The sequence below is a fragment of the Achromobacter sp. ACM03 genome, from assembly GCF_014851665.1.
Taxonomy (GTDB): Bacteria; Pseudomonadota; Gammaproteobacteria; order Burkholderiales; family Burkholderiaceae_B; genus Achromobacter; species Achromobacter aegrifaciens.
Genome location: NZ_JACVAD010000006.1, coordinates 309,912 through 330,042 on the forward strand (window position 1 = coordinate 309,912; position 20,131 = coordinate 330,042).

Consider the following 20,131-nt stretch of genomic DNA (forward strand, 5'->3'; position numbering starts at 1 on the left):
ACAAATCTCTTTTAGTTACATCGGGGGCAAAATTTTCGCCCAAACCGTGCGTACACCACATTATCGACTATTGATAGGATGGTAGGCACGACCGCTTGCGCTACGCCCCCTCCGTGCCTGTTCGCGCTCCAGGTCGGCGGCCAGCACTTGAGCGACGAGCAGACTTACTCAGTCGCAGCTCGATAATGCTCTCAATGTCATCCTTGACGTCATCGTCAAGAGCGGCGTAGTCCTCTGGATTTATGCGCAAAAACGGGTAGCAAGCTCCGCGGGTGCTTGGGCCGGCCAAACCGGTTGATTCGGCCTTTGGGGCCGGACCGCCGTCGGTGCCGTATTGGAGATAGCTAGCGCTGACGCCCAGGATCTGAGCAATTTCCGCCATCTTGTCCTGCCGAGGCATAGCCTGCCCCAGCGTGTAGCGCCGGACCATTTCATAGGTAATCCGCACACCCGCGCGCTTTAGCGCATCGACGATGCCTTGAACTTCCCATTTGCCATTCACCATAGCGGCTTTCACGCGCTCAGCGAACTCAGGGTATCTGACCGGCAATTTGTTGCTTTCTACCATAGGTAGAAATCTAACAGCCAGGGTATGCGCAGTCATTTCTATTTTGAGTAGTTGGAAACTTCTACTTTAAGTAGTACGATTGCGCCCATGGACGAAAAAGCACATATCGCTGAAGCAATCAATCTGGCCGGCGGCCTTAGCGCCGTGGCAAAGCGCGCACAGCCGAAGAAGCTCACGGCCTGGGCGGTCTCCAAATGGTTGCATAGCCTTCCGCCGGGGCGAGTTTTGTTCCTGGCCGAACTCACGGGATGGCGTAAGACACCTCACCAGCTTTGTCCGTCCCTGTACCCCAACCCGACTGACGGTCTCCCGCCAGCGAGCGTTGCCACGCTCGCAATCGCCATTGCTGGGAATGAACCAACGGGGAGGGCGGGGCATGCGTGACGGGATCAGCAGGAGGCGAGCCATGTCTAGCGCCGCCATTCGATTCATCCGCGCGATGAGCCAATACGACGAGGCCACGTTTGCACGCCTCATCGGGAAAGTCGAGGTAGCGATCGCGGAAGAGCGGCGCAGGCGGGCACTCAGTCCGACAGGAAGCCAACTGGCAGCCGGTCTTCCGAATCGAACACTGCGATCAGCAATTCCGGTCGCACCGATATCGCAGGCGATTGGCCGTCCTCTCCCAGCACAAGGCGGACCAGACCATAGTCCGTGGCCCCGACCTGTGTGCACTTCACCTGTAGCGCCGCAGGCCGGTCCGGCGTTTCCGGATACAGCTGCAATGGGTTTTTGCCAAGCAGCGTCGCCGCTGCCGCGAGCATTCGGTGCGTCACTGAATCCGGGTGAAGCATGACGAGTATTTCTTTGCTCACAGAGAGTTCCCCCAACGTAGGAAAGGGCGGTGTAGGAGCCTCCGATTCTATGTTGCGTGGGAACCCCGAGAGGGGAGGCCGCCATGGCTAATCTGCCAACGACGCGAGAGGTTGCCCGCCCTGATGCGCCGGTGCAACTGGGCCCGAACGACGCCGCGCTCGCGCTCGATCGCACGGTTGCCGAAGTTGTATTCGGCGTTCCCGCTGCGGCTCTGGACGTCTGGCCATTCCAGTTGCCGCGCTTTTCCACTGACCGCCATGCCGCCGGCCTGGCGCTGACGCGCGCGCACGCGTTGCCGGATGGGCCGACGCGACTGCAGCAAGCGCTCGCCGACGAACTCGACCAGTGGTTGCCGCCTGGCGACCGGTCCCACTTTGCAGTCCTGACGGTGCTGACTGCGACAGCAATGTGCCGCGCAGCTATCAGCGCGGCTCGTGAATGTATGGCAACAGGATCGACGCCAGGGCTTGGTAGTCGTCCGGGCCCGGCCACCCCATCAGCAGCGACGGACGCCTTTCCTGAACCTCTTGGCGAAACGGGAATAGATCCAGTCGTGTTCGTTTTTCCGGCGGGCGCTGGTTCCACAAATCTATGAGTGCCTGTGCCTTGTCCTGTTGCTTCGTCGTCATGAACTCCCTCGGCGTAGTTTCGATGAGCTTGGTCGCCTTCGATTCTACGGCCGCTGGGAGTTCTCGCTAGGCCGCAGCCCCCTGAACAAATTTCCATGCCCGCATTGTGCCCAACCCGCCGAGCCGGGCCCAGCCGAGCAACATCCGATAGGAATCCCATGAGCAACCCCGTCCTGCACTCCCTTGAGTCCCGTCCCTCCGAAACGTCCGCTGCCGGCAAGTGCACTGAGCGCCTGGACATTCCGTGCACCAGCGACCTGTACGACGCCATCGCAGCGCTCGCGACGATGAGCGGCAAGACCAAGGCCGAATATGCCCGCGCCGTGCTGGAGCAGCACGCGTTCGGCGCGCTGGGCTACGTGCGCGCACGCGCAAATCCGGTGGGTTGATGCTATGACCGTCTCCTACATCAACCACTTTCACCTGTTTTCAGGGGCAGGCGTCGGCGCGGCGGGCATGCAGGACGCTCGGCCGGAAATTCCGGGCCCAACGCCGGCCGACAAGGTGCGTGCCCGCAAGACGCTGAACCATGCCGTCGCCGCGGGCAAGGTCACGCCGCAACCCTGCGAGAAGTGCGGCGCATCGAAGGCGCAGGCCCACCATGACGATTACAGCAAGCCGCTACAGGTCCGCTGGTGGTGCCCGAAATGCCACAGTCAGCATCACAACCAAAAGCATCCAATATCGAAAGATTGCGTGGTTTGCGGCAAGACATTTACGCCGCACGCGACTAAACGGGAGCGCGCCAAGACTTGTTCACGTCATTGCCATGCCCGGCAAGAACACGCTGTGCATCAGCGCCTCACGATTGAGCAGATGGCCGCCATTCTTCGCCGTTATACGGCCGGTGGGGTTACGCAGCAGCAATTGGCGGATGAATTCGACTGTGACCGCACGCGGATTAGCCAGATCGTCCGGGGACAAGCCTCCAGGCTGGCCGAGGTCAACGTACTGCTTGCGGAGGTCGCATGATCGCCATCCTGCTGTCGCGCGCCGGCGACTCGTTCCAGTTGTCGTCGATGCCCATCTGGGTGCGGCCGATCGCCACCGCGCTGGCCGTGCGCGGCGGGGAGGGGGCATGAGTCAAGTTCGGGGGAACCACCATTGGCAGAAGGTGAAGAACGCGGCTGCGATCGCAATACCGAGCGCCCATCGCGAAAGCTTGACGGCCTTCTTGGCACTGTCGGCCTGGTCGAGGGCCGCCCGGGCCGCATCTTCTGCCGCCCTCACCAGGCGTGCGTCCCGAGCGTCGGCGTTTTCCGCATCGATCAGGTGCAAGTACGCCCGCGCATTTACAGCACGCTGCCCTGAGAAGGTGCCATTCAGGGTATTGCGCCTGAATGCCTCGATCCCGTTGGTGCCTATCCAGGCTTCAATTTCTTCTTCGGTGGTGAAACTCATGGCGCACGGCATCCGGTGGCGAACTTGCGAGAGTTGTAGCACGCGCCCGAGTGCATCGAAAGCGCGGTGCGGGCGGGCTTTAGATATGGAGAATTTCTGATGAGCCGTCGCTACGGACGAAACCAGCGGCGCCGTGCCCGCGAGCGCATCGCCGAGCTGGAGCTGGACGCCGTCAATCTCAACCAGGCGCGCGCCATGGATCGGGGGTTGCTGGCCAGCATGAGCGAGCGCAACCGTGCCCTGGCCGAGATTATCGACCTGGTGCGGGTGGAGCTGCCCCACCACCCCTTGCTGCCACTTGATAAGCGGGAGCTGGACCTGTCGTGCATGGCAGGTGAATTGCGAGCGGGGGGCAGCGTCCGCGTGCCCTTGTCTCGCCCCACACGCAGCTCTATACCTGTTGGCGGCTCTGTTTCTGCGATGACGATGGACACCGATGTCCTGTTCGCCGAAATGGTTGCGCTGCTGGAAAGCACCGAATTCAGCGCGCTGCGTGGGCAAATGCACCTTGGGGTGCGCCTGGGACGCGAGGAAGCCGCCTACGTCATCTCCACTCACGCGCTGGCATCCATGAGCCAAGAACATCTCGAAGCGGCCCTGACGCCTCGAATAGCGCGTGCTATGGCGAAGTCGCTGATAGAGGGGTGGCGCGGGCGTAGTCGCTCCCGTCACGGCTGGTGAGGGGGGGGCACATGCGCGAATACGCGAAGGTCGGCCCGCAGTTCTGGAGCGGGCGCACAGGCCGGGCCTTGAAGCAAAAGGGCGCCGAGGCGGTCATCGTGGCCATGTACCTGATGACGTGCCAGCACGCCAACATGCTGGGCCTGTATCACCTGAATCCGGCCTACATCACGGCCGATACTGGGCTCCCCTTGGAAGGGGCTTTGAAGGGGCTTCGAAGCGCCTGCGAAGCGGGGTTTTGCCGGTTTGACGAGGACAGCATGGTGGTGTGGGTCATCGAGATGGCTCGCTACCAGGTTGCCGCGCAACTGGAGGCCAAGGACAACCGCTGCAAGGGCATTCAGCGCGAGTACGACGGACTGCCCGAAAACCCTTATCTGGAGCCGTTCTACGAGAAATACGGGGTGGCATTTCACATGGTTTCGAAGCGGTTTAGCGACCGTCCGGAAGTAAGCCCCTTTGAAGCCCCTTGTAAGCCCCTCCGAAGCCAAGAGCAGGAGCAAGAACAAGAACAAGAGCAAGAACAGATAAAACAAACTCCTTCTGCGGCGGCGTCTCTCGCGGGCGCGCACGTACGCGAGGGTGAGGCCCCGCCGCCGCAGCTGGCCGGGAAGACTGCCGAGGAACAGGCCATGGCGATCGCGGTCTGGATCCGGCGCCTGGAAATGGCCCGCGGCAAGCAGCCACGCGGCACGCAGAGCAACGACCCGCGCATTACCGCCTGGATCGCTGCTGGCGTGTCCGGCGAACAGCTGGCCGAGGCCTACGCCCTGGCCGTGGCCGATCGCGCTGCGACCGGCGACGCCGGGCCAATCACGGCTGGATTTCTGGACATCTTCGTCGCCAAGGTGCTGAATCCGCCCACGGCGGGCAGCAAGGTCGACGCCAAGCGCGCGGCGGCAGCCAAGGCGGCCGACCAGCAGGCATGGGTCACCAGCGCGCAGGGCATCACCGACCGCGGCGCGGAGCTGGGGATTTTTCAAGCCGAGGGCGAGGAGTTCTGGCGGTTCAAGGCCCGGGTCATCGACGCGGCGGGCCTCACCGACCAGGACAAAGCCCGGCTGCGCGCGGATTACGGGGTGAACCTGTGATCGCGGCCGTGCAGTGCGTCTACTGCGATCGCTTCACGCTGCGCGACAACGCCAAGTTCGCGGCTGTCGGCCTGGGGCGCTGCGCGCTCATGGCCGACCGTCCCGGCACTTTCGTCAGCCCGCTCTGGCAGCGCTGCTGCGCAACCTTCCAACCTGCGCCGGAGGCCAAGGCCACGGCGCGCATCGAATGGCTGCGCGACCTGCGCAGCGAGGGAGCCTGATGCCCACCCAATCCCACAGCCTGGTGCTGCCGTACCCGATCAGCGCCAACCGCTACTGGCAGAGCCGCACAGTCGCCCCGCGTGGCGGCGGCAAGCCTTTCACGACAACCTACGTCACCAAGGAGGCAATCGCCTACCGGGAAGAGGTCGCGCAGCTGGCGAAGGCCAACGGCATCCGCAAGCCGATCGCCGGCCGCGTGCGCGTCGACTTCGTGCTGTACCCCCATCGGCCGCAGGACTGGAAAACTCGCCAGCGCAAGCTGGGCACCGCCTGGGATGACTCCGTGCAATGCCTGGACCTGGACAACACGCAGAAAGTGGTGATGGACAGCCTCAAGGACGTGGTGTTCGAAGACGACGTTTGGGTACGCGAGATTCACGCCCGGCGGGCAGAGCCGGATGAGCAGGGCGCCCGGCTCGAGGTCACTGTGACGGCCCTGCTGACCTACGACCCGCAATCGGTCCTGTTTGGCACGGAGGCAACGGGATGAGCACCAGCGAACGCAACGCCGAAATCACGCGCCGGCGCCAGGCCGGCGAACGCCCCACGGACCTGGCCAAGGAGTTCGGTGTGTCACCGGAACGCGTCTGGCAGATCGTGCAGGCGGAGCAGCGCCACCAGCGCGGGGAAGCGCCGAAATCGCGCCGGCGAAACATGGGCCCAGACCAGGCCCCCGTCCATCCGGCAATTCGCCCGCGGCTGCGCCTGTGGTCCGATCGCCCGGCCGGCTCGGAGTGGTACGAATGCGTCGGCGCCGGCCGCATGGGCGTGGGCGCGACAAAGCTGGAAGCCTATGCGCGCTGGCAATCTGCGGGGCTCAGCACCACCAGCGCCACCAGCGCCAGCACCGCCAGCACCGCGGGCGCAGGCTCTGCGACGGTCCCGAAGTCTGTCCCGGCGCCAGTCGTTCCTGCCGCGCCCACCCTCACGCCGGTGCACGCTGGCCAGGTGCAGGTGCTGCCCGGCGTCACCAGCCGCAAGCCTCTGCGCATGGCCGCGACACTAGGCCTGAACGCCGAACGCATCGGCGCCCAGCCGCCCATGCACTCGATGCACGGCGGCAGCCGCGCGCGCATCGGTGGATTCCATGACCAGGAATGACCAGCCCGCCGGCCTGGCCGGTGCCCAGAATTTTCTCGATTGTCAGGAGCGCACAGTGTCCGAACCGCTTTTCAAGGGTGCCCACCAGGCGCTCACCTACGCCTTCAACTACTCCAACGGCACGCTGGACAGGCCCGCCATGGTGAAGATGGCAGACCGCACGCCGCGTACTGGTCGCGGCCTGGCCGGCGTTGATGGCGCCGCACAGGCCGGATTCATCCTGCGCGAGCTGCAGGCGCTCACGCCGCTGCACCAGCGCATCCTGGAGGCGCGATTCTTGCCGCAGACCACGCCTTGCCCGTGCTGCCGCAGCTCCGTCTGGGATCAGGACTGGTTCGCCGCAGTGCGTGCGGTATCGGATGGCGTCATGGGAAGCGGCGTTCTGTCCGGCCACGTCGTGAACCGTGCGGTGCGCGACGGCATCGTCGCCCGCTACTTCGCCGAGAAAGGCAACCGCAGTCGCGTGCTTCTGAAAGACCTGGCCATCCACGCCGGCATCAGCGAACGCACGGTGACCGATCAGAACGGAAAAATCACGATCTGGTTGCGCGGTGCGCGAATCGTGCGCAAGGGCTCCAGTGTCGTGGAAGACGGGAAGAAGGGCGAGGAAGCCCGTGCCATGGAGCTGATCGAATCGGTGCTGCGTGGCGCCGGGATTGTGGGGGAGTTGGAGGCCGTTGCTTGACTTCTGAGAATTGAACCCGCAAAATCGGCCCTATTCTGTCACTGGTCATCAGTGCGTCTGAGAACCCCGCCGGGAAACCGAGCGGGTTTTTTTATGCCGGTAGCAATTGGCGGACGAAGGGGAATTCGTAGTACAGGGCCAAGGCAGTTTTGACGAGACTTACCGTCAGGGCTGCTATCGCCAGCAGCGTCGGCAGTGTGACTTCTAAGCCGGCCCAAGTTAGATCAGTGAGCCGCGTCATGTGCTCACGGATGGTCCGCTGCGTGAGCCACCATCGGGGAATGAAGAACTCCGCATGCCCGTAAAACTGGTGAGACCCCCCTGCAGATTCCGGAAACTGCCATCCGTAGGTAAGCGTCCCTCTCTGTCCAGCGAGAGTTGGTGGTTGCCAGATAATTTCAAAGCCCCTAATCGCGTGGTCGGGAACTAATCCATCCCTCGGCGGCGTCGCAACCTGAAATTCGAGGCGGGGCCGTTTTTTGGCTACAAGCGTGTCGAACTGGTCACAAGCATATTTCTCGTTGCGCAGGCGTGATTGGGTTTTCTTCACGGCGAAGTACTCCCTTCGTGCGGATACGACCGAAGGCGAGAGACGAAAGCGCAGATAGAAGTAGATCAGTACGATTGTGGCGCATGTCCATGCGCGCCATGGCTGCACTTCGTTGAGATTTACAGCTCCAACTAGCTTTCCATCGAGCGGAATACCAAGCGCCCAAACGGCAAGGATGCCGGTCGAGACCAGCATCAGGTTCCGTCTGGCTTTTTCGGCAACGTCGTCCAGCTCCATCTCCTCTCCCTGAAAAATTGATCTGCGGCCGCGCGTAGTGTCCGCGATTGTATTTCAACCTGTTACATACCCTCCTATGTCTCGATCCAAAGCTACTGCGCTCAAGGCGGCGCGGAAGACACCTGCGCGCTCGAAACGCACGCTGTCGACCGCTGCCCGCCGTGTGGTGTCTGCGGATAGCCCCTTGTCGCCGCAGCAGCGTCGGTTCGTGGATGAGTTCGCTGCGGGCGGCTTCCAGAACCAGACCAAGGCGTATGAGGCGGCCTACAAGGCGAAAGGCGCGGCAGCGGTCAGTGGCGCGTCGCGCCTGCTGACCCAGGCTAATGTCGCTGCGGCGGTCCAGGCCATGCGCGACAAGCTGTCGGAAAAGCTGGAGGTGAAGGCGGAGCGCGTCCTGGCCGAGTGGGTGGCGATGGGCTTCTACGACCCGGCCGACCTGGTGGTCACCGATCCGAAGACGGGCGAGGTGCGCGATATCACCAGCCCGCGGGATCTGAAGCTGCTGCCGGAGCAGGTCCGCCGCTGCATCATCGGCTGGAGCTGGGACCGCAATGGCAACTTCACGCTCAAGCTGGCGCCCAAGACGCCCAATCTGGAGCTGATCGGGCGCTACTTGGGCATGTTCATCGAGCGCAAGGAATTGCGGCTGGGCGAGCTGGACAAGAAATCAGACGTCGAACTGGACCAGGCCATCGTCCAGGCCGCTGGCGAAATCGCTGCGGCCGAGGGCGTGCCCGTCGAATCCATTCTCGCCCAGCTGCGTGCGGCCGGCGGCGGGAACACGATGCACTGATGTCCAATCCGCGTTTGATGCTGGCCAGGGCGCTGCAGGAGCGTGCCTGGCGCGCCAAGCGCAACCGGTTGAAGTACTACCGGCCGTACGAGAAACAGCGGGAATTCCACGCACAGGGCGCCGACTACCGCGAGCGCCTTTTTTCTGCCGGCAACCAGTTGGGCAAGACCTATTCGGGCGCCTACGAGACGGCCATGCACCTGACCGGGCGCTACCCGGACTGGTGGGAAGGCAAGGTATTCCAGAGGCCGACCGCGGGCTGGGCGGCCTCGGTGTCCGCGGCGCTGACCCGGGACGGCATGCAGCGCCTTCTGCTGGGCCGGCCCGGCGTGGATAGCGACCGAGGCACCGCCGCTATCCCGGCCGACGCCATCAAGGAAGTGGCGCCGCTGTCCGGTGTTCCTGGCGCGGTGTCCATCATCGTGGTGCGACACGGTGGCGGCGGAGACGTTCAGGCTGGCGAGAGTGTCCTGGGCTTCCGGAACTACGAGCAGGGCCGGGCCAAGTTCCAGGCTGAGACCCTGGACTTCGTCTGGCTGGACGAAGAGCCGCCACACGACATTTACATGGAGGCCATCACCCGGACCAACACGACGTTGGGCCCGGTGTACATGACCTTCACGCCCCTGATGGGCATGTCGGAGACGGTCAAGCGCTTCCTGATCGACAAGCACACGGGCACGGTGGTGGTGTTCATGGGCATCTACGATGCCGAGCACTACACCCGCGAACAGGCCGACGCCATCCTGGCCAGCTACCCGGAGCATGAGCGCGAGGCTCGCGCGTATGGCAGGCCTGTGCTGGGCTCTGGCGCGGTGTTCCCGGTGCCGGAATCCAGCATCGTGGTGCCGCCGTTCAACATCCCAGACAGCTGGCCGCGCATCTGCGGCCTGGATCTGGGCTGGGATCACCCGACGGCCGCGGCCTGGCTGGCCCACAACCAGGACGCCGACATCGTCTATGTGTACGACGTCTACGCCGCCAAGAAGCAGCCGGTATCCGTGCACGCCAGCGCCATCAAGGGCCGCGGCAGCTGGATTCCGGTGGCCTGGCCGCACGACGCCCTGCAGGCGCAGAAGGACACCGGTACGCCGATGCGGGACGCCTACCTGGCCGAGGGCGTGTCCATGCTGCCGGAGCGCACGCAGTTCGAGGACGGCTCGAATGGCGTTGAAGCCGGCATCCAGATCATCCTCAACCGCATGGTCACCGGCCGGTTCAAGGTCTTTTCGCACCTGGAGCTGTGGCTTTCCGAATACCGCACCTATCACCGCAAGGACGGCGCCATCGTCAAGATCGATGACGACGTCATTTCCGCATCGCGCTACGGCGTGATGTCCCTCCGCTACGCAATCAACAACGTGCCCATCAATTTCAAACGACACCGGGAATCCTGGCGCGCATGAACACTTCCGTTACCGGCTTCCGCCTCCTCGATGGCGACGACGGCGCGACCGCGCACGCCCGCGACCAGGCACCGGCCGAGCCGGGCGCGTTGTCGGTTACCCAGCTGGAGCGCTGGCTCGAGGAGATCCGCGATCAGCCGTCCTGGCGGCGCGAGGCTGACAGGGCCTGCGACTACTACGATGGCAACCAGCTGGACGCCGACACGCTTGCGCGGCTCGAGGAAAAGGGCCTGGGCGCGCTGGTGACGAACCTGATCCAGCCCACAGTGAACGCAGTGCTGGGCATGGAGGCCAAGACGCGCACCGATTGGCGCGTCGGTGGAGACGACGACAAGTACCAGGACGTCGCCGAGGCGCTTTCGGCCAAAATGCACGAAACCGAGCGCGAGACGCAGGCGGACACCGCCACGTCTGAGGCATATGCTGGGCAGATCAAGGCGGGCCTGGGCGTGGTTGAGGTGTCCCGGGATAGCAATCCATTCCACTACCCGTACCGCGTCACCAACGTGCACCGGTCGGAGATGTTCTGGGACTGGCGCAGCAAGGCGCTGGACTGGAGCGATGCGCGGTACGTGGTGCGCAAGAAGCGGTACGACGCCGACCACATCGCTGCCTTCTTCCCTCAGCATCGGGAAATGATCCTGGCTGCGGCCAACTGGCGGGACTGGGCCGACTACCTGACCAGCGAGTCGCGGGCCTCCGCCGACTTCTTCAACGATGCGCTACAAGGCACCCGCACGACCTGGGACGACCTGGATTGGCGCGACATCGACCGTCGCATCGTGACGTGCTTCGAAGTCTGGTACCGGGTCTGGGTGCGCGGCCTGGTGCTGTCGCTGCCCGGCGGCCGGACACTGGAGTTCAACGACAAAAACCAGGTGCACCGCGCGCTGGTCGCGTCGGGCGTCGTGCAGCCCAAGCTGGCGGTCTACGACAAGATCCGCACGGCTTTCTACATCGGCCCCATTCGAGTGCTGGACCGCGGCACCAACCGGCGTAGGTTCCCGTATGTACCGTTCTTCGGGTACCGGGAAGACCTGACGGGCGTGCCCTATGGCCTGATCCGCGCCATGATTTCGCCGCAGGACGAGGTGAACGCCCGCGCAGCGCGCATGATGTGGCTGCTCAACAGCCGCCGAGCCTTTGTGGATTCGGACGCGCTGGACGAGAAATACAACACGATGAGCGACGCATCGCGGGAGCTGGGCAAAGCAGATGCATTCCTCGTCACCAACCCCAAAGCACTGCGGGGGCAGATCAAGGTAGAAACCAACTTCGAACTGTCCCAGCAGCAGTTCCAAATCATGCAGGAGCGCAAGCAGGCCATTCAGGAGGCCGCCGGCGTGTACGCCGCCATGATGGGACAGACGTCGAACGCCAGCTCCGGCCTGGCCATCCAGTCGCTGGTGGAGCAGGGCGTCACGACCCTGGCCAAGATCAACGATCACTACCGCATCGCGCGCCGCGGCGTGGGCAATGCGCTGCTGGACCTCATCAAAGAGGACATGACCGACCAGGCGGAAATTCTGGTCGACAACGGCACGGTCAAGCGCCGGGTGATCGTGAACATTCCCCGCAAGGATCCGGTCACGGGGCAAGCCTACAAGGAGAACGACGTTCAGACGGCGCCGGTAAAGGTTGCCCTGACCGACGTGCCCAGCACGCCTACCTATCGCGCCCAGCAGTTCGCCGCCTTCGCGGAAATCCTCAAATCCATGCCGCCCAACATGCAGGGCCTGCTGATCCCATTCGCGCTGGAAATGTCCGACTTCGGCAAGCGCAAGGAAATGGCGGAGTTCCTGCGGTCGCAGCTGGGAATCCAGGCCGACCCGAATTCCCCCGAGGCGCAGCAGGCGAAACAGCAAGCCAGCCAGGCCGCCGCGGCGCAGGCCGAGGCCGCCATGCAGGATGCTCAGTCCAAGATCGAGGAGCGCCAGGCACGCACACAGAAGCTGCTGGCTGAGGCCGAGCGCATCCGTGCCGAGGCCGGCGCGGCCGGCGACGCTGACACCGTCGGCCAAGTCGACGGCGCGATGGCGCGTTATGAGGAAGAACTGCAGAAGCTGCGCCAGCAAGCGGCCGACCGCACCACCGAATGGCAGACCCGCCTGCAGCAAACCGCCATGCACGAGGAGGCCGAGACCGTCCGGGCGCGCATCCGCGCCGAAGCGGCCACCGGCGGCGCGCAGCTGCAGGAGCGATTCACTCAACTGACCGACGAGGTCGACCACGTCCTGTCCCGCCTTGGTGGCCGGCAGGTAGCGGCCGCGTAGCGTCATACAGATTCCCCGCCCAGGGACACGGGCAATTCGCAAGCCCCCATCGAGCAATCGCTGGGGGCTTTTTTCGTTTCCACCCACGGACCTATCCGAAAACTAGGAGCAGGAAGAGATGAGCACGGAGAACACGACGGAATCCCCCATCGCCAACCTCAATGAGGTTTTGCGCGACCCCCTCAGCATGTCGGACGAGGCTCTGGCCGCGCTGATCGGTGGGCAAGAAGCCACCATCGGTGCCGACGACACCACGACCGAAGGAGCCGCCGCGGACGCCGCGGCCGGCGCCAACCCCAAGGGCGATACCAGCGGTGCAGCGCCCGGCACCGGTGAGGAAGGGACGCAGGCGCCAGCAGTTGGCGCCCAAGGCGAGCAGCTCGAATCCGTTGTGCTGACGAAGGACGGTAAGCACGCCATTCCGTACCAGGTGCTGCAGCAGGAACGCGAACGCGCGGTCCGGGCTGAGCAGATGGTTCGGGAGCTGACGTCCAAGCTGGAACTGGACCAGGCCGCAGCCCATCTGGGTAAGGCCACCAAGTCGGCCGATCTTTCCACGATCGTCGACGAGCAGCTGCTGGAACAGCTGCGCGAAGAAGCCCCCGATGTCGCCGCCCGGATGGACAACCTGATCGCCATGGTGAATGACCTGCGCGGCCAGGTGGAAGCCGGACGGCCGGCGGCCGACGAGGCCGAGACCGCGCGGCGCGAACAGCAGGTCCAGGCCATCGTGTCTGTCGAGGACACCATCCAGGCAAACCAGAAACTCGCCCACCTCCGTACCACTGACCCGGCCGCGTTCAACGAGGTTGCCGACATCGACTCCATGCTGCGCAGCCGCGCGGCCTGGAAGGACAAGCCGCTCGCCGAGCGGTTCGATGCGGCCCTCCGAATGTACGAAGCCGAACGCGGCACGATCGAGCTGCCCGGCCAGGCCCAGGCCGCGGCCGGACAGCAGCCAGCCGATCAAGCCGCGCGCGTTGCGCAAGCCGTCGCCAAGGCGCAGGCGACCGCATCGGGTCCTTCCACGCTTTCCGATATCCCTGGCGGCCAACCGGCCGCCGGTTCTCAGGCTGACGCCATGACGGCGCTGTCGGGCAGTGCCCTGACGGACCACTTCATGAATATGTCGCCTGATGAAATCGAAGCGCAGCTGGCGCGCCTCTCTTCGTAATCCTCACGAACTGGAGGCTATATGTCCCAAACTACCGTTCCCGTTGGCTCGCCGCTCGCGCGCAAGGTCTTTGGCGCGGCGCTGTTCGCCAACACTCAACGTCAGCCCTCGCTGATGAACAACCTGACCGGCGCGGCGCCGAAGCAGTCGGCGGCCGAGGCGAAGCTGAAAGGCCAGACCAGCCCGGATATGCCCCTGGTCCGCGTGACCGACCTGACGAAGTCTCAGGGCGATCAGGTGAGCGTCGACCTCATCAACCAGACCGGCGGCAAGCCGATCATGGGCGACAAGCAGGCCGAGGGCAAAGGCGAGCGCCTGGATATGTCCAGCATGGACATCCGAATCGACCTGGCCACCAAGGTGGTCGACGCCGGCGGCAAGATGACCCAGCAGCGCACCGTGCACAACCTGCGCGGCCTGGCGATGGCGAACCTGCAGGGCTGGTTCCGCCGTTTCAACGACCAGTCCACCATCGTGCACCTGGCTGGCACCCGCGGCTCCCAGGTCGGCACCGACTGGGTGGTGCCCATGGCATCCGATCCCGATTTCGCCGAAATCATGATCAACCCCGTCAAGGCGCCGACCTTCAACCGCCACTGGGTCGCCGACGGCACTTCTCTGATTCAGGGCGGCCAGGCGCTGAACGCGATCGACACCACCGACACGTTCAAGCTGGAACACCTGGACCACCTGGGCGCGATCATCGACGACATGGAGTTCAAGCTCCAGCCGATCAAGATCGCGGGCGATGCCGCCGCCGATGACGAGCCGCTGTACCTGCTGCTGGTCACGAACCGCATGTGGCAGAGCATCCTGACCAACACGGCGGCCAACAGCCTGCAGTGGCGCACCTTCCTCCAGAATGCCTGGAACCGCGCCTCGTCGTTCACTGGCCCGAAGAAGCACCCGTTGTTCACGGGGGAGGCCGGTATCTGGCACAACATTCTGGTGCGCAAGATGGACCGCGCCATCCGCCTGAACCCGGGCGACTCGGTCCAGTACTGCACGCAGGCCGGCCAGGCCACCGCGGCCCAGGCCGACGTCACCATCCCGACGCTGCAACCGGGATTCGCCGTCGACCGCGGCATGCTGCTGGGCGCGCAGGCGCTGGCCCACGTCTACGGCAAGAACCAGGGCTCCGAAACGTACGCCAACTGGATGGAGAACCGCTACAACTTCGAGCGCAATCTCGAGGTCGCGGGCGAAGTCATGTGCGGCAAGGCGAAGCTCCGCTTCTCGGTGCCGGACGCGCGCGGCAACAAGATCCCGACGGACCACGGCGTGATGGTGCTGGACACCGTCGTCAACCTCAACACCTGATCGGCGGCGGGCGGCCGCGGGCCGCCTGCTTTCGGTGGAACTGGAGAAATTCATGGATCGCTACTCTCCCGACTACAACTCGAAGCCCCTGCACACGCAGGCCTTCGGCAATGCCTGGGTGGAAACCTACAGCTATCGCAGCGCCGCCACGGCAGCTGACAAGCTCTATCTCGGCGTTATCCCTGGCGGCATCCTGGTCACGGCCCTGAGCCTGATCACGGACGCGGCCGGTGCCGGCGTCAAGGTGGACCTCGGTTTCGAGCCTTACGACGCCAGCGATGGTCCCGTCGCGGACCTGGACGCCTGGCTGGCCGCCGGTGACATTGCCACGGCTGGCGTCGTCTCCTCCGCGGCTCATCCCATCCTGTTCAAACGTCCGGTCAAACTGGTCGCCACGATCAGCGGCGCCAACTTCACGGGCGCGCCGCAGCTGACGGCCGTGGTGAACGGCCAGATGGTGGGCGTCGCCTAGATCCTTTCGGGGCTGTCTCGCCGCCTAGTGCGGCGTTCAGGGGCTGGGTGGGCAACCGCCTGGCCCCGTTTTTTTTGGGAGTTCCCATGGAGCAAAGCAATCTCATCCCGATCATGTACATCGGGAAGAAGGAACGGAAGGTGGACACCGTGGCCGGCACCGGCCTGGAGTGGCGGGCCAACGAAATCCACTTCGTCCCGCCGCTGATCGCCAGCAAGTTGATCCGTTACCCCGACGTTTGGCGCGAAGCCTGGGACGAAGCAGAAGAAGACCCGGGCCGCGTCGGCCTGGTGGTGACCGACCCGCAAACCGGCACGGCCGCCGGGCAAGGGACCGAGCAGTCCCAGATCCCACCGTTCAACATGCCGAATCTGCAGGGCATGAAGAAGGAAGACCTGGTGGCGTTTTCCCTCGGCCAGTTCAATCACCAGCTGGACAACGGCCTCAAGAAGGACGAGATGATCCAGCGGATTGTCAGCCTGGCCAACTCGCGCGCGGCTGGCGAGCCGAACTAAATGGCGACCCTGGCAGATTTCGAGCGGTTCGTCGTGCCGTTCGTCGAGGGCGCGCCAGCGCCTGCTGTAGATGACGCGATCGTCGACGCTGCCATCGAGTTCTGCACCCGCACGCGTCTGCTTCGGGCCTTCCTCGACCCGGTGACGCTGGTGCCCGGCACGACCGAGTATGAGCTGGACGCGCCCGAGGCCGACACGCAGATCGTGGGCGTGATGGCCGCCTGGCTGCCTGAGGGCGTGCTGACCTCCGCAACACGCCCGGAGCTGGAGGAAGTGTTCCCGGACGGATGGGCCTGGCGCCAAGTCGGCACCACGGCCGAAATCTCCCGGTTCTACTGTCGCCTCCCAGGGATCATCCAGCTGGTGCCATCCCTGACCGTCAAGGCGCCGCGGGCGCTGCGTCTGGAGGTGGCCTATGCGCCCACGCGCACCGCCAGGGAGCTGGCCGACGTGCTGCTGAATTTCTACGCCGAACACCTGGCGAACGGTGCACTGGCGCGCCTGCATCAGCACAAGGCGGGGTATGCGGACGCCGGCAGGGCCGGAGGATACCTGGCCGACTTTGACCGGGCCTGCAACGTCCTGGCCGACGATGGCGCGCGCGGCTTCGTCAAGCGGCAAATGCGCACGGGTGGAGACGAGTTCCGATGAAGGTATCCGAAGTGCTGGACCGGGCGCGCACCATCCTGCAGGACAACGCCGCCGTGTATTGGGAAGCGGCTGAGCTGCCCATGTGGCTGAGCGATGGCCGGCTCGAAGCGTACCGCCTGCGGCCGGACATCTATGAGGTGACGGAGCATTTCGCATGCGCGGAGGGCTACCGTCAGCAGTTGCCGGGCGGCGCCCGGTTGTTGTTCGACGTTCCCCGCAACGTGTCGGCGCCGCGCCAGCGCGCAATAACCGTGGCGGACGCCGGCGCGCTGGCACGTGTGCGGCCGAACTGGCGCAGCCAGGCCAAGGCGGCGGAAGTCCGCCACTTCCTCTATGACGAGCGCAGCCCCGGGCAGTTCGACGTCTATCCGCCCGCGCGCGCCGGCGTCGTGGTCGAGGTGTCCTATGCGAAACGTCCCGCGGCTGTTACGCAGGACCAGGGCACAGTCGAATTGGTGGAAGAGGGCGAGTATGCGCCGGCCCTGGTCGACTACGTCCTGTATCGGGCCTTCCTGAAGGAGGCCGACACAGTGCCCGCGTTCCACCAGCGCGCCGCGCAGCACCTGGCTGCGTGCCAGGCCACCTTGACAGGCGACGTCACTGCGAAGGCAATGACGAGCCCCAACGAACAGAAATAGCTATGGCCGCGACCAAGATTCGACTGGTGCAGGGCGACACCGCGCCCGACCTCATCCTGTCGCTTACGGACGAGCGGACCGGCCTGCCGATTGACGTGTCCGGCGCGGGTACCGCAGTGCGCGTCCTGTTCCGCGAAGTTGGCGGCGAGCAGGTGAAGGCGACGATGAGCGCATTTCCCATCGCGGGGTACCAGAACCCCGAGACGCAGGAAATTGAATTCATGCCGCCTTACACGGTACCTGGTCGGGGCGGGCGCGTGGTGATGCAGTGGTCGCAGACCGCCCTGGATACAGCCGGCGAGTTCGAGGCGGAAGTCGAGACGCGGTTTCCTGACGGCCGCATTCAGACCGCCTTCGGCATCCTGAAATTCCAGGTCCGTGACCAGTTCTAAGAATTCACCTGGTGGCGTGCACGTCGAACAGGAAATTGTGCAGCCGTCAGTCCGGGTGGAGGTGCCTGGTGTCGACTACCGCCAGTCCTACGCCGACAACTATGTTGAGCCGCTTTACGTGGGCGAACCGTATCTGCTTGGGGCCTTCATCAAGGCGCTGCCCAGTTGGATCGCAGTGCAGGTCCATGCAGCGCTGGACGCGCGCGGCCAGAACCCAGTGTTGCTAGACATGGCGACGGCGCAAGAGGTCTTTTCGCTGGTCCGCACGATTCTAGCTTCGGACCAAGCATCTGCGGTGGACGCCGTCATATTGCGCCAGGTGGCGGCCTGGATGGATTCGACCATGGCGCTGGATCCATTGGCGCTAGCAGCCACCATTCCCGTGTCATCTTTGGCTACAGCTCTGGATGGTGTCGTCTTCGGCTATCCGCAAGTCGATACGGGTGCGAGCACGGACTTTGTCACCACAGGGATAGAGACGGCGCTGCGCGACCCAGCCACAGCGCTGGATGCGTTCGCGCTGCTGCTCTCCAGCAATTTCCTGGATGTCGCGGCCGCAGCCGATAACGGGTCGCTCCACAAGCAGAACTATGCCGCGGGCTACGTCGAAAACACGTATGTCGGCGAACTCATCACCTTTTAGGAATCTAGACCTATGAAAGAACAGGCTCAGCTGGCGAGCAGGGCTGGTGCGCTCGGTCGCCTCGAAATCATTGCCCAACGCGGCAAGACCGGTCTGGTGGAGCGCTTCATCGTCGACAACATATGGGTCGACGGCGGGCTTGGCTACATTGCCGCGCGGTGCGCTGGCGAGGCGGTGAATCCCATCTCGCACATGTCGGCTGGTACGTCCGCCACAGGCGCCGCCGGCACCGATGTGGCGCTGGGTGCAGAGATTGCGGGCGCACGCCGTGCCGTCACGATTTCCGGGACTGGTGCGGAGCGGACGTATTCGGCGGTGTTCCCCGCTGGTGTCGCGACTGGGCCGTGGCGCGAGGCGGGGCTTTTCAACGCGGCCGCCAGCGGACTCATGACGAACCGGACGGTGTTCGGGGCGAAAACGAAGGATCCGGAAGACGTGTTCACGATCAACTGGACCCTGCGACACGTGCGGAGCTGATATGCCTCAGATTCTGAGCCTTCGCCGGCTTTTCTCGCGGCTCCTCACCTCGGACGAGGTCGATGACAACTTCCTCAGTGTTGCGACCGACTTCGCCGGGGCGACGGATCCCGCGGGCGTGCCTGGCGCCAGCGTCTTCCCCTACATGCGCTGGGCTGATACAGGAACCGGTTGGTTGAAGCGGCGCAACGCTGCGAACACTGGTTGGATTTCTGAAGGTCGGCTTCTGCGCCAAGCGATGCAGCTGTTCAGCCCCGGCGAGATTCCCACCACGAACATTGGAGATATCCAGGTGGATGGGCAGGGCCTGCACCGATGGGATAGCACTGCGTACGCGCGGGTGCGCTCATCGATCAACGAGCGCACGGATACCGCCACTCAGGTTTTTGTCGCCCTGGGCGGACTAGCCGCGAACGGCGCGATCATCGAGCTTGGCTCCAATTCCAATGGCACTTGGATCAAGTACGGTGATGGGACGATGTTTTGTTTCATCCACCGCCAGTTGGATATGACGGGAGCGGTGTTCACCTCTAACGGGGCATTTTCTTATTACGCGATAGGCGGAAGCATCATTATTCCTGCCGCTTTCATTACTACTCCAATCATTGTTTCGGCCACTTTTTCAGACAATGATATTGGCAGTCGGGCGGCATACCTGGGCAACGCTGGAATACCGACCACTACAGGTCTGTCGGGTATGTATTTGGTCTCCCCAAATCCTTCACCGGGAGCTGCAAGCTCTGGGATCATCCGTTTCGTAATTGTGGGGCGCTGGAAATGATCATCAAGCTGTCACCAATTTGCTGGGATAGGGAACTGACTGTGGCCAAGTCAGGGGACGCGCTCACCATCAACGGTGAGGTGTTCGACTTTTCGCCGCTGCCGGACGGCAGTAAGTTGCCGCATGCGGCCATCAATTGCGAGTTCATCGTCGGCGACGTGACGCGCGAAGGAGGTGCCCTGACGGTGTCTCTGCTTATGCCCCACGCTGCAGACGCCAGCGAGGCCGCGCGCTTTCCCGGAGATATCGTCAACCCCCCGGATGGGCTGCTGGAGCTGCCGCAATGAACATCGACTGGAAGCAGGTTTCAGGGATTCAGACCGGTCCAGGTCGGGTGATTCCTCGGGTTGTTTCGCGTTACCAAGGTCGAGAAGCAATGCGCCTGACGCCCTACGGAAACCCCGCGGACGGCGTGTCCCTCTTCGACGCCGCGGTGGCCCGTCTGAGCCTTCCGGAGACTCCCCCGTACTACATGCGGGCCTGGGATGAGCTTCAAGATTTCGAGTTCGACAGCCCGATGCTGGTGGCTGTCGCCGACGAGTTGGGCCTGACGCAGGAGGATCGGGTGTCCCTGTTCCTCTTCGGTGCATCCCTCAGGGCGTAGCGGTGGCTGCG

Annotated in this window: 28 protein-coding genes; 23 read left to right on the plus strand and 5 right to left on the minus strand. The window is 64.1% G+C overall.

Annotated elements, in window-relative coordinates; translation table 11 throughout:
* Positions 1-100: 100 nt before the first annotated feature.
* From IB257_RS25095 to IB257_RS31615, 3 genes are all read right to left on the minus strand, one after another.
* Positions 101-568 carry a hypothetical protein gene (locus IB257_RS25095; RefSeq protein WP_192492963.1) on the minus strand — a complete coding sequence of 156 codons (468 nt, stop codon included), beginning with the start codon at positions 566-568 and terminating at the stop codon, positions 101-103.
* A 524-nt stretch (positions 569-1,092) separates the two neighbouring features.
* Positions 1,093-1,383 carry a hypothetical protein gene (locus tag IB257_RS25100; protein ID WP_192492964.1) on the minus strand — a complete coding sequence of 97 codons (291 nt, stop codon included), beginning with the start codon at positions 1,381-1,383 and terminating at the stop codon, positions 1,093-1,095.
* 423 nt (positions 1,384-1,806) lie between these two features.
* Positions 1,807-2,013 carry a hypothetical protein gene (locus IB257_RS31615; RefSeq protein ID WP_225589152.1) on the minus strand — a complete coding sequence of 69 codons (207 nt, stop codon included), beginning with the start codon at positions 2,011-2,013 and terminating at the stop codon, positions 1,807-1,809.
* A 158-nt stretch (positions 2,014-2,171) separates the two neighbouring features.
* Here IB257_RS31615 and IB257_RS25110 point away from each other — a divergent pair, with 158 nt between their 5' ends.
* Both IB257_RS25110 and IB257_RS25115 read left to right on the plus strand, forming a co-directional pair.
* Positions 2,172-2,402 (plus strand): hypothetical protein, encoded by a 231-nt coding sequence (locus IB257_RS25110; RefSeq protein WP_192492966.1) that lies wholly within the window; start codon positions 2,172-2,174, stop codon positions 2,400-2,402.
* A gap of 4 nt (positions 2,403-2,406) precedes the next feature.
* A complete protein-coding gene (locus IB257_RS25115; protein WP_192492967.1) occupies positions 2,407-2,985 on the plus strand; it encodes a hypothetical protein in 579 nt (192 codons plus the stop codon).
* Between the two features lie 111 nt (positions 2,986-3,096).
* Here the strand turns inward: IB257_RS25115 and IB257_RS25120 are convergent, their stop codons facing one another.
* Positions 3,097-3,414 (minus strand): hypothetical protein, encoded by a 318-nt coding sequence (locus IB257_RS25120; RefSeq protein ID WP_192492968.1) that lies wholly within the window; start codon positions 3,412-3,414, stop codon positions 3,097-3,099.
* Positions 3,415-3,513: 99 nt separating this feature from the next.
* Between IB257_RS25120 and IB257_RS25125 the strand changes: the two genes are divergently transcribed.
* Genes IB257_RS25125 through IB257_RS25150 form a run of 6 tightly spaced genes read left to right on the plus strand, consistent with a single transcriptional unit; the run spans position 3,514 to position 7,194 of the window.
* Complete coding sequence (locus tag IB257_RS25125; RefSeq protein WP_192492969.1) at positions 3,514-4,095, plus strand: hypothetical protein; 582 nt, start codon at positions 3,514-3,516, stop codon at positions 4,093-4,095.
* A gap of 11 nt (positions 4,096-4,106) precedes the next feature.
* A complete protein-coding gene (locus IB257_RS31620; protein WP_225589153.1) occupies positions 4,107-5,186 on the plus strand; it encodes a hypothetical protein in 1,080 nt (359 codons plus the stop codon).
* On the plus strand, positions 5,183-5,407 hold the full coding sequence (locus IB257_RS25135; protein ID WP_192492970.1) for a hypothetical protein: 225 nt from the start codon (positions 5,183-5,185) through the stop codon (positions 5,405-5,407). Before IB257_RS31620 ends, IB257_RS25135 begins: the two co-directional genes overlap by 4 nt.
* Complete coding sequence (locus tag IB257_RS25140; protein WP_192492971.1) at positions 5,407-5,898, plus strand: RusA family crossover junction endodeoxyribonuclease; 492 nt, start codon at positions 5,407-5,409, stop codon at positions 5,896-5,898. The genes IB257_RS25135 and IB257_RS25140 overlap by 1 nt, the downstream gene beginning before the upstream one ends.
* Positions 5,895-6,509, plus strand: coding sequence for a hypothetical protein (locus tag IB257_RS25145; RefSeq protein ID WP_192492972.1), 615 nt, complete (start codon positions 5,895-5,897; stop codon positions 6,507-6,509). Before IB257_RS25140 ends, IB257_RS25145 begins: the two co-directional genes overlap by 4 nt.
* Complete coding sequence (locus tag IB257_RS25150; protein ID WP_192492973.1) at positions 6,496-7,194, plus strand: hypothetical protein; 699 nt, start codon at positions 6,496-6,498, stop codon at positions 7,192-7,194. The genes IB257_RS25145 and IB257_RS25150 overlap by 14 nt, the downstream gene beginning before the upstream one ends.
* A gap of 91 nt (positions 7,195-7,285) precedes the next feature.
* Here IB257_RS25150 and IB257_RS25155 read toward each other — a convergent pair whose 3' ends face one another.
* Entirely contained in the window at positions 7,286-7,981 is a 696-nt protein-coding gene (locus IB257_RS25155) for a hypothetical protein (RefSeq protein WP_192492974.1), read from the minus strand.
* A 76-nt stretch (positions 7,982-8,057) separates the two neighbouring features.
* On the opposite strand from IB257_RS25155, the gene IB257_RS25160 reads away from it, so the two are divergent.
* From IB257_RS25160 to IB257_RS25230, 15 genes are all read left to right on the plus strand, one after another.
* The gene (locus IB257_RS25160; RefSeq protein ID WP_225589155.1) at positions 8,058-8,774 is read left to right on the plus strand and encodes a terminase small subunit; all 717 of its coding nucleotides are present in this window, start codon (positions 8,058-8,060) and stop codon (positions 8,772-8,774) included.
* Positions 8,774-10,180, plus strand: a complete 1,407-nt coding sequence (locus IB257_RS25165; RefSeq protein ID WP_225589158.1) for a terminase large subunit domain-containing protein — start codon at positions 8,774-8,776, stop codon at positions 10,178-10,180. The genes IB257_RS25160 and IB257_RS25165 overlap by 1 nt, the downstream gene beginning before the upstream one ends.
* Complete coding sequence (locus tag IB257_RS25170; RefSeq protein ID WP_192492976.1) at positions 10,177-12,453, plus strand: hypothetical protein; 2,277 nt, start codon at positions 10,177-10,179, stop codon at positions 12,451-12,453. The genes IB257_RS25165 and IB257_RS25170 overlap by 4 nt, the downstream gene beginning before the upstream one ends.
* Positions 12,454-12,571: 118 nt before the next feature.
* A complete protein-coding gene (locus IB257_RS25175; RefSeq protein ID WP_192492977.1) occupies positions 12,572-13,627 on the plus strand; it encodes a hypothetical protein in 1,056 nt (351 codons plus the stop codon).
* A gap of 21 nt (positions 13,628-13,648) precedes the next feature.
* Positions 13,649-14,947: a DUF4043 family protein gene (locus IB257_RS25180; RefSeq protein WP_192492978.1), complete on the plus strand. Its 1,299-nt coding sequence runs from the start codon at positions 13,649-13,651 to the stop codon at positions 14,945-14,947.
* A 52-nt stretch (positions 14,948-14,999) separates the two neighbouring features.
* Positions 15,000-15,419 (plus strand): hypothetical protein, encoded by a 420-nt coding sequence (locus IB257_RS25185; RefSeq protein WP_192492979.1) that lies wholly within the window; start codon positions 15,000-15,002, stop codon positions 15,417-15,419.
* A gap of 86 nt (positions 15,420-15,505) precedes the next feature.
* On the plus strand, positions 15,506-15,934 hold the full coding sequence (locus IB257_RS25190) for a hypothetical protein (RefSeq protein ID WP_192492980.1): 429 nt from the start codon (positions 15,506-15,508) through the stop codon (positions 15,932-15,934).
* Positions 15,935-16,585, plus strand: a complete 651-nt coding sequence (locus tag IB257_RS25195) for a hypothetical protein (protein WP_192492981.1) — start codon at positions 15,935-15,937, stop codon at positions 16,583-16,585.
* Positions 16,582-17,223: a DUF6682 family protein gene (locus IB257_RS25200; protein WP_192492982.1), complete on the plus strand. Its 642-nt coding sequence runs from the start codon at positions 16,582-16,584 to the stop codon at positions 17,221-17,223. Before IB257_RS25195 ends, IB257_RS25200 begins: the two co-directional genes overlap by 4 nt.
* A gap of 2 nt (positions 17,224-17,225) precedes the next feature.
* Positions 17,226-17,615 carry a hypothetical protein gene (locus IB257_RS25205; protein ID WP_192492983.1) on the plus strand — a complete coding sequence of 130 codons (390 nt, stop codon included), beginning with the start codon at positions 17,226-17,228 and terminating at the stop codon, positions 17,613-17,615.
* Positions 17,602-18,258 (plus strand): hypothetical protein, encoded by a 657-nt coding sequence (locus IB257_RS25210; protein ID WP_225589160.1) that lies wholly within the window; start codon positions 17,602-17,604, stop codon positions 18,256-18,258. Before IB257_RS25205 ends, IB257_RS25210 begins: the two co-directional genes overlap by 14 nt.
* A 12-nt stretch (positions 18,259-18,270) precedes the next feature.
* Positions 18,271-18,735 carry a hypothetical protein gene (locus IB257_RS25215; protein WP_192492985.1) on the plus strand — a complete coding sequence of 155 codons (465 nt, stop codon included), beginning with the start codon at positions 18,271-18,273 and terminating at the stop codon, positions 18,733-18,735.
* 1 nt (position 18,736) lies between these two features.
* Positions 18,737-19,516, plus strand: coding sequence for a hypothetical protein (locus IB257_RS25220; RefSeq protein WP_192492986.1), 780 nt, complete (start codon positions 18,737-18,739; stop codon positions 19,514-19,516).
* The gene (locus IB257_RS25225; protein ID WP_192492987.1) at positions 19,513-19,803 is read left to right on the plus strand and encodes a hypothetical protein; all 291 of its coding nucleotides are present in this window, start codon (positions 19,513-19,515) and stop codon (positions 19,801-19,803) included. The genes IB257_RS25220 and IB257_RS25225 overlap by 4 nt, the downstream gene beginning before the upstream one ends.
* Positions 19,800-20,120 (plus strand): hypothetical protein, encoded by a 321-nt coding sequence (locus IB257_RS25230; protein WP_192492988.1) that lies wholly within the window; start codon positions 19,800-19,802, stop codon positions 20,118-20,120. Before IB257_RS25225 ends, IB257_RS25230 begins: the two co-directional genes overlap by 4 nt.
* Positions 20,121-20,131 lie beyond the last annotated feature (11 nt).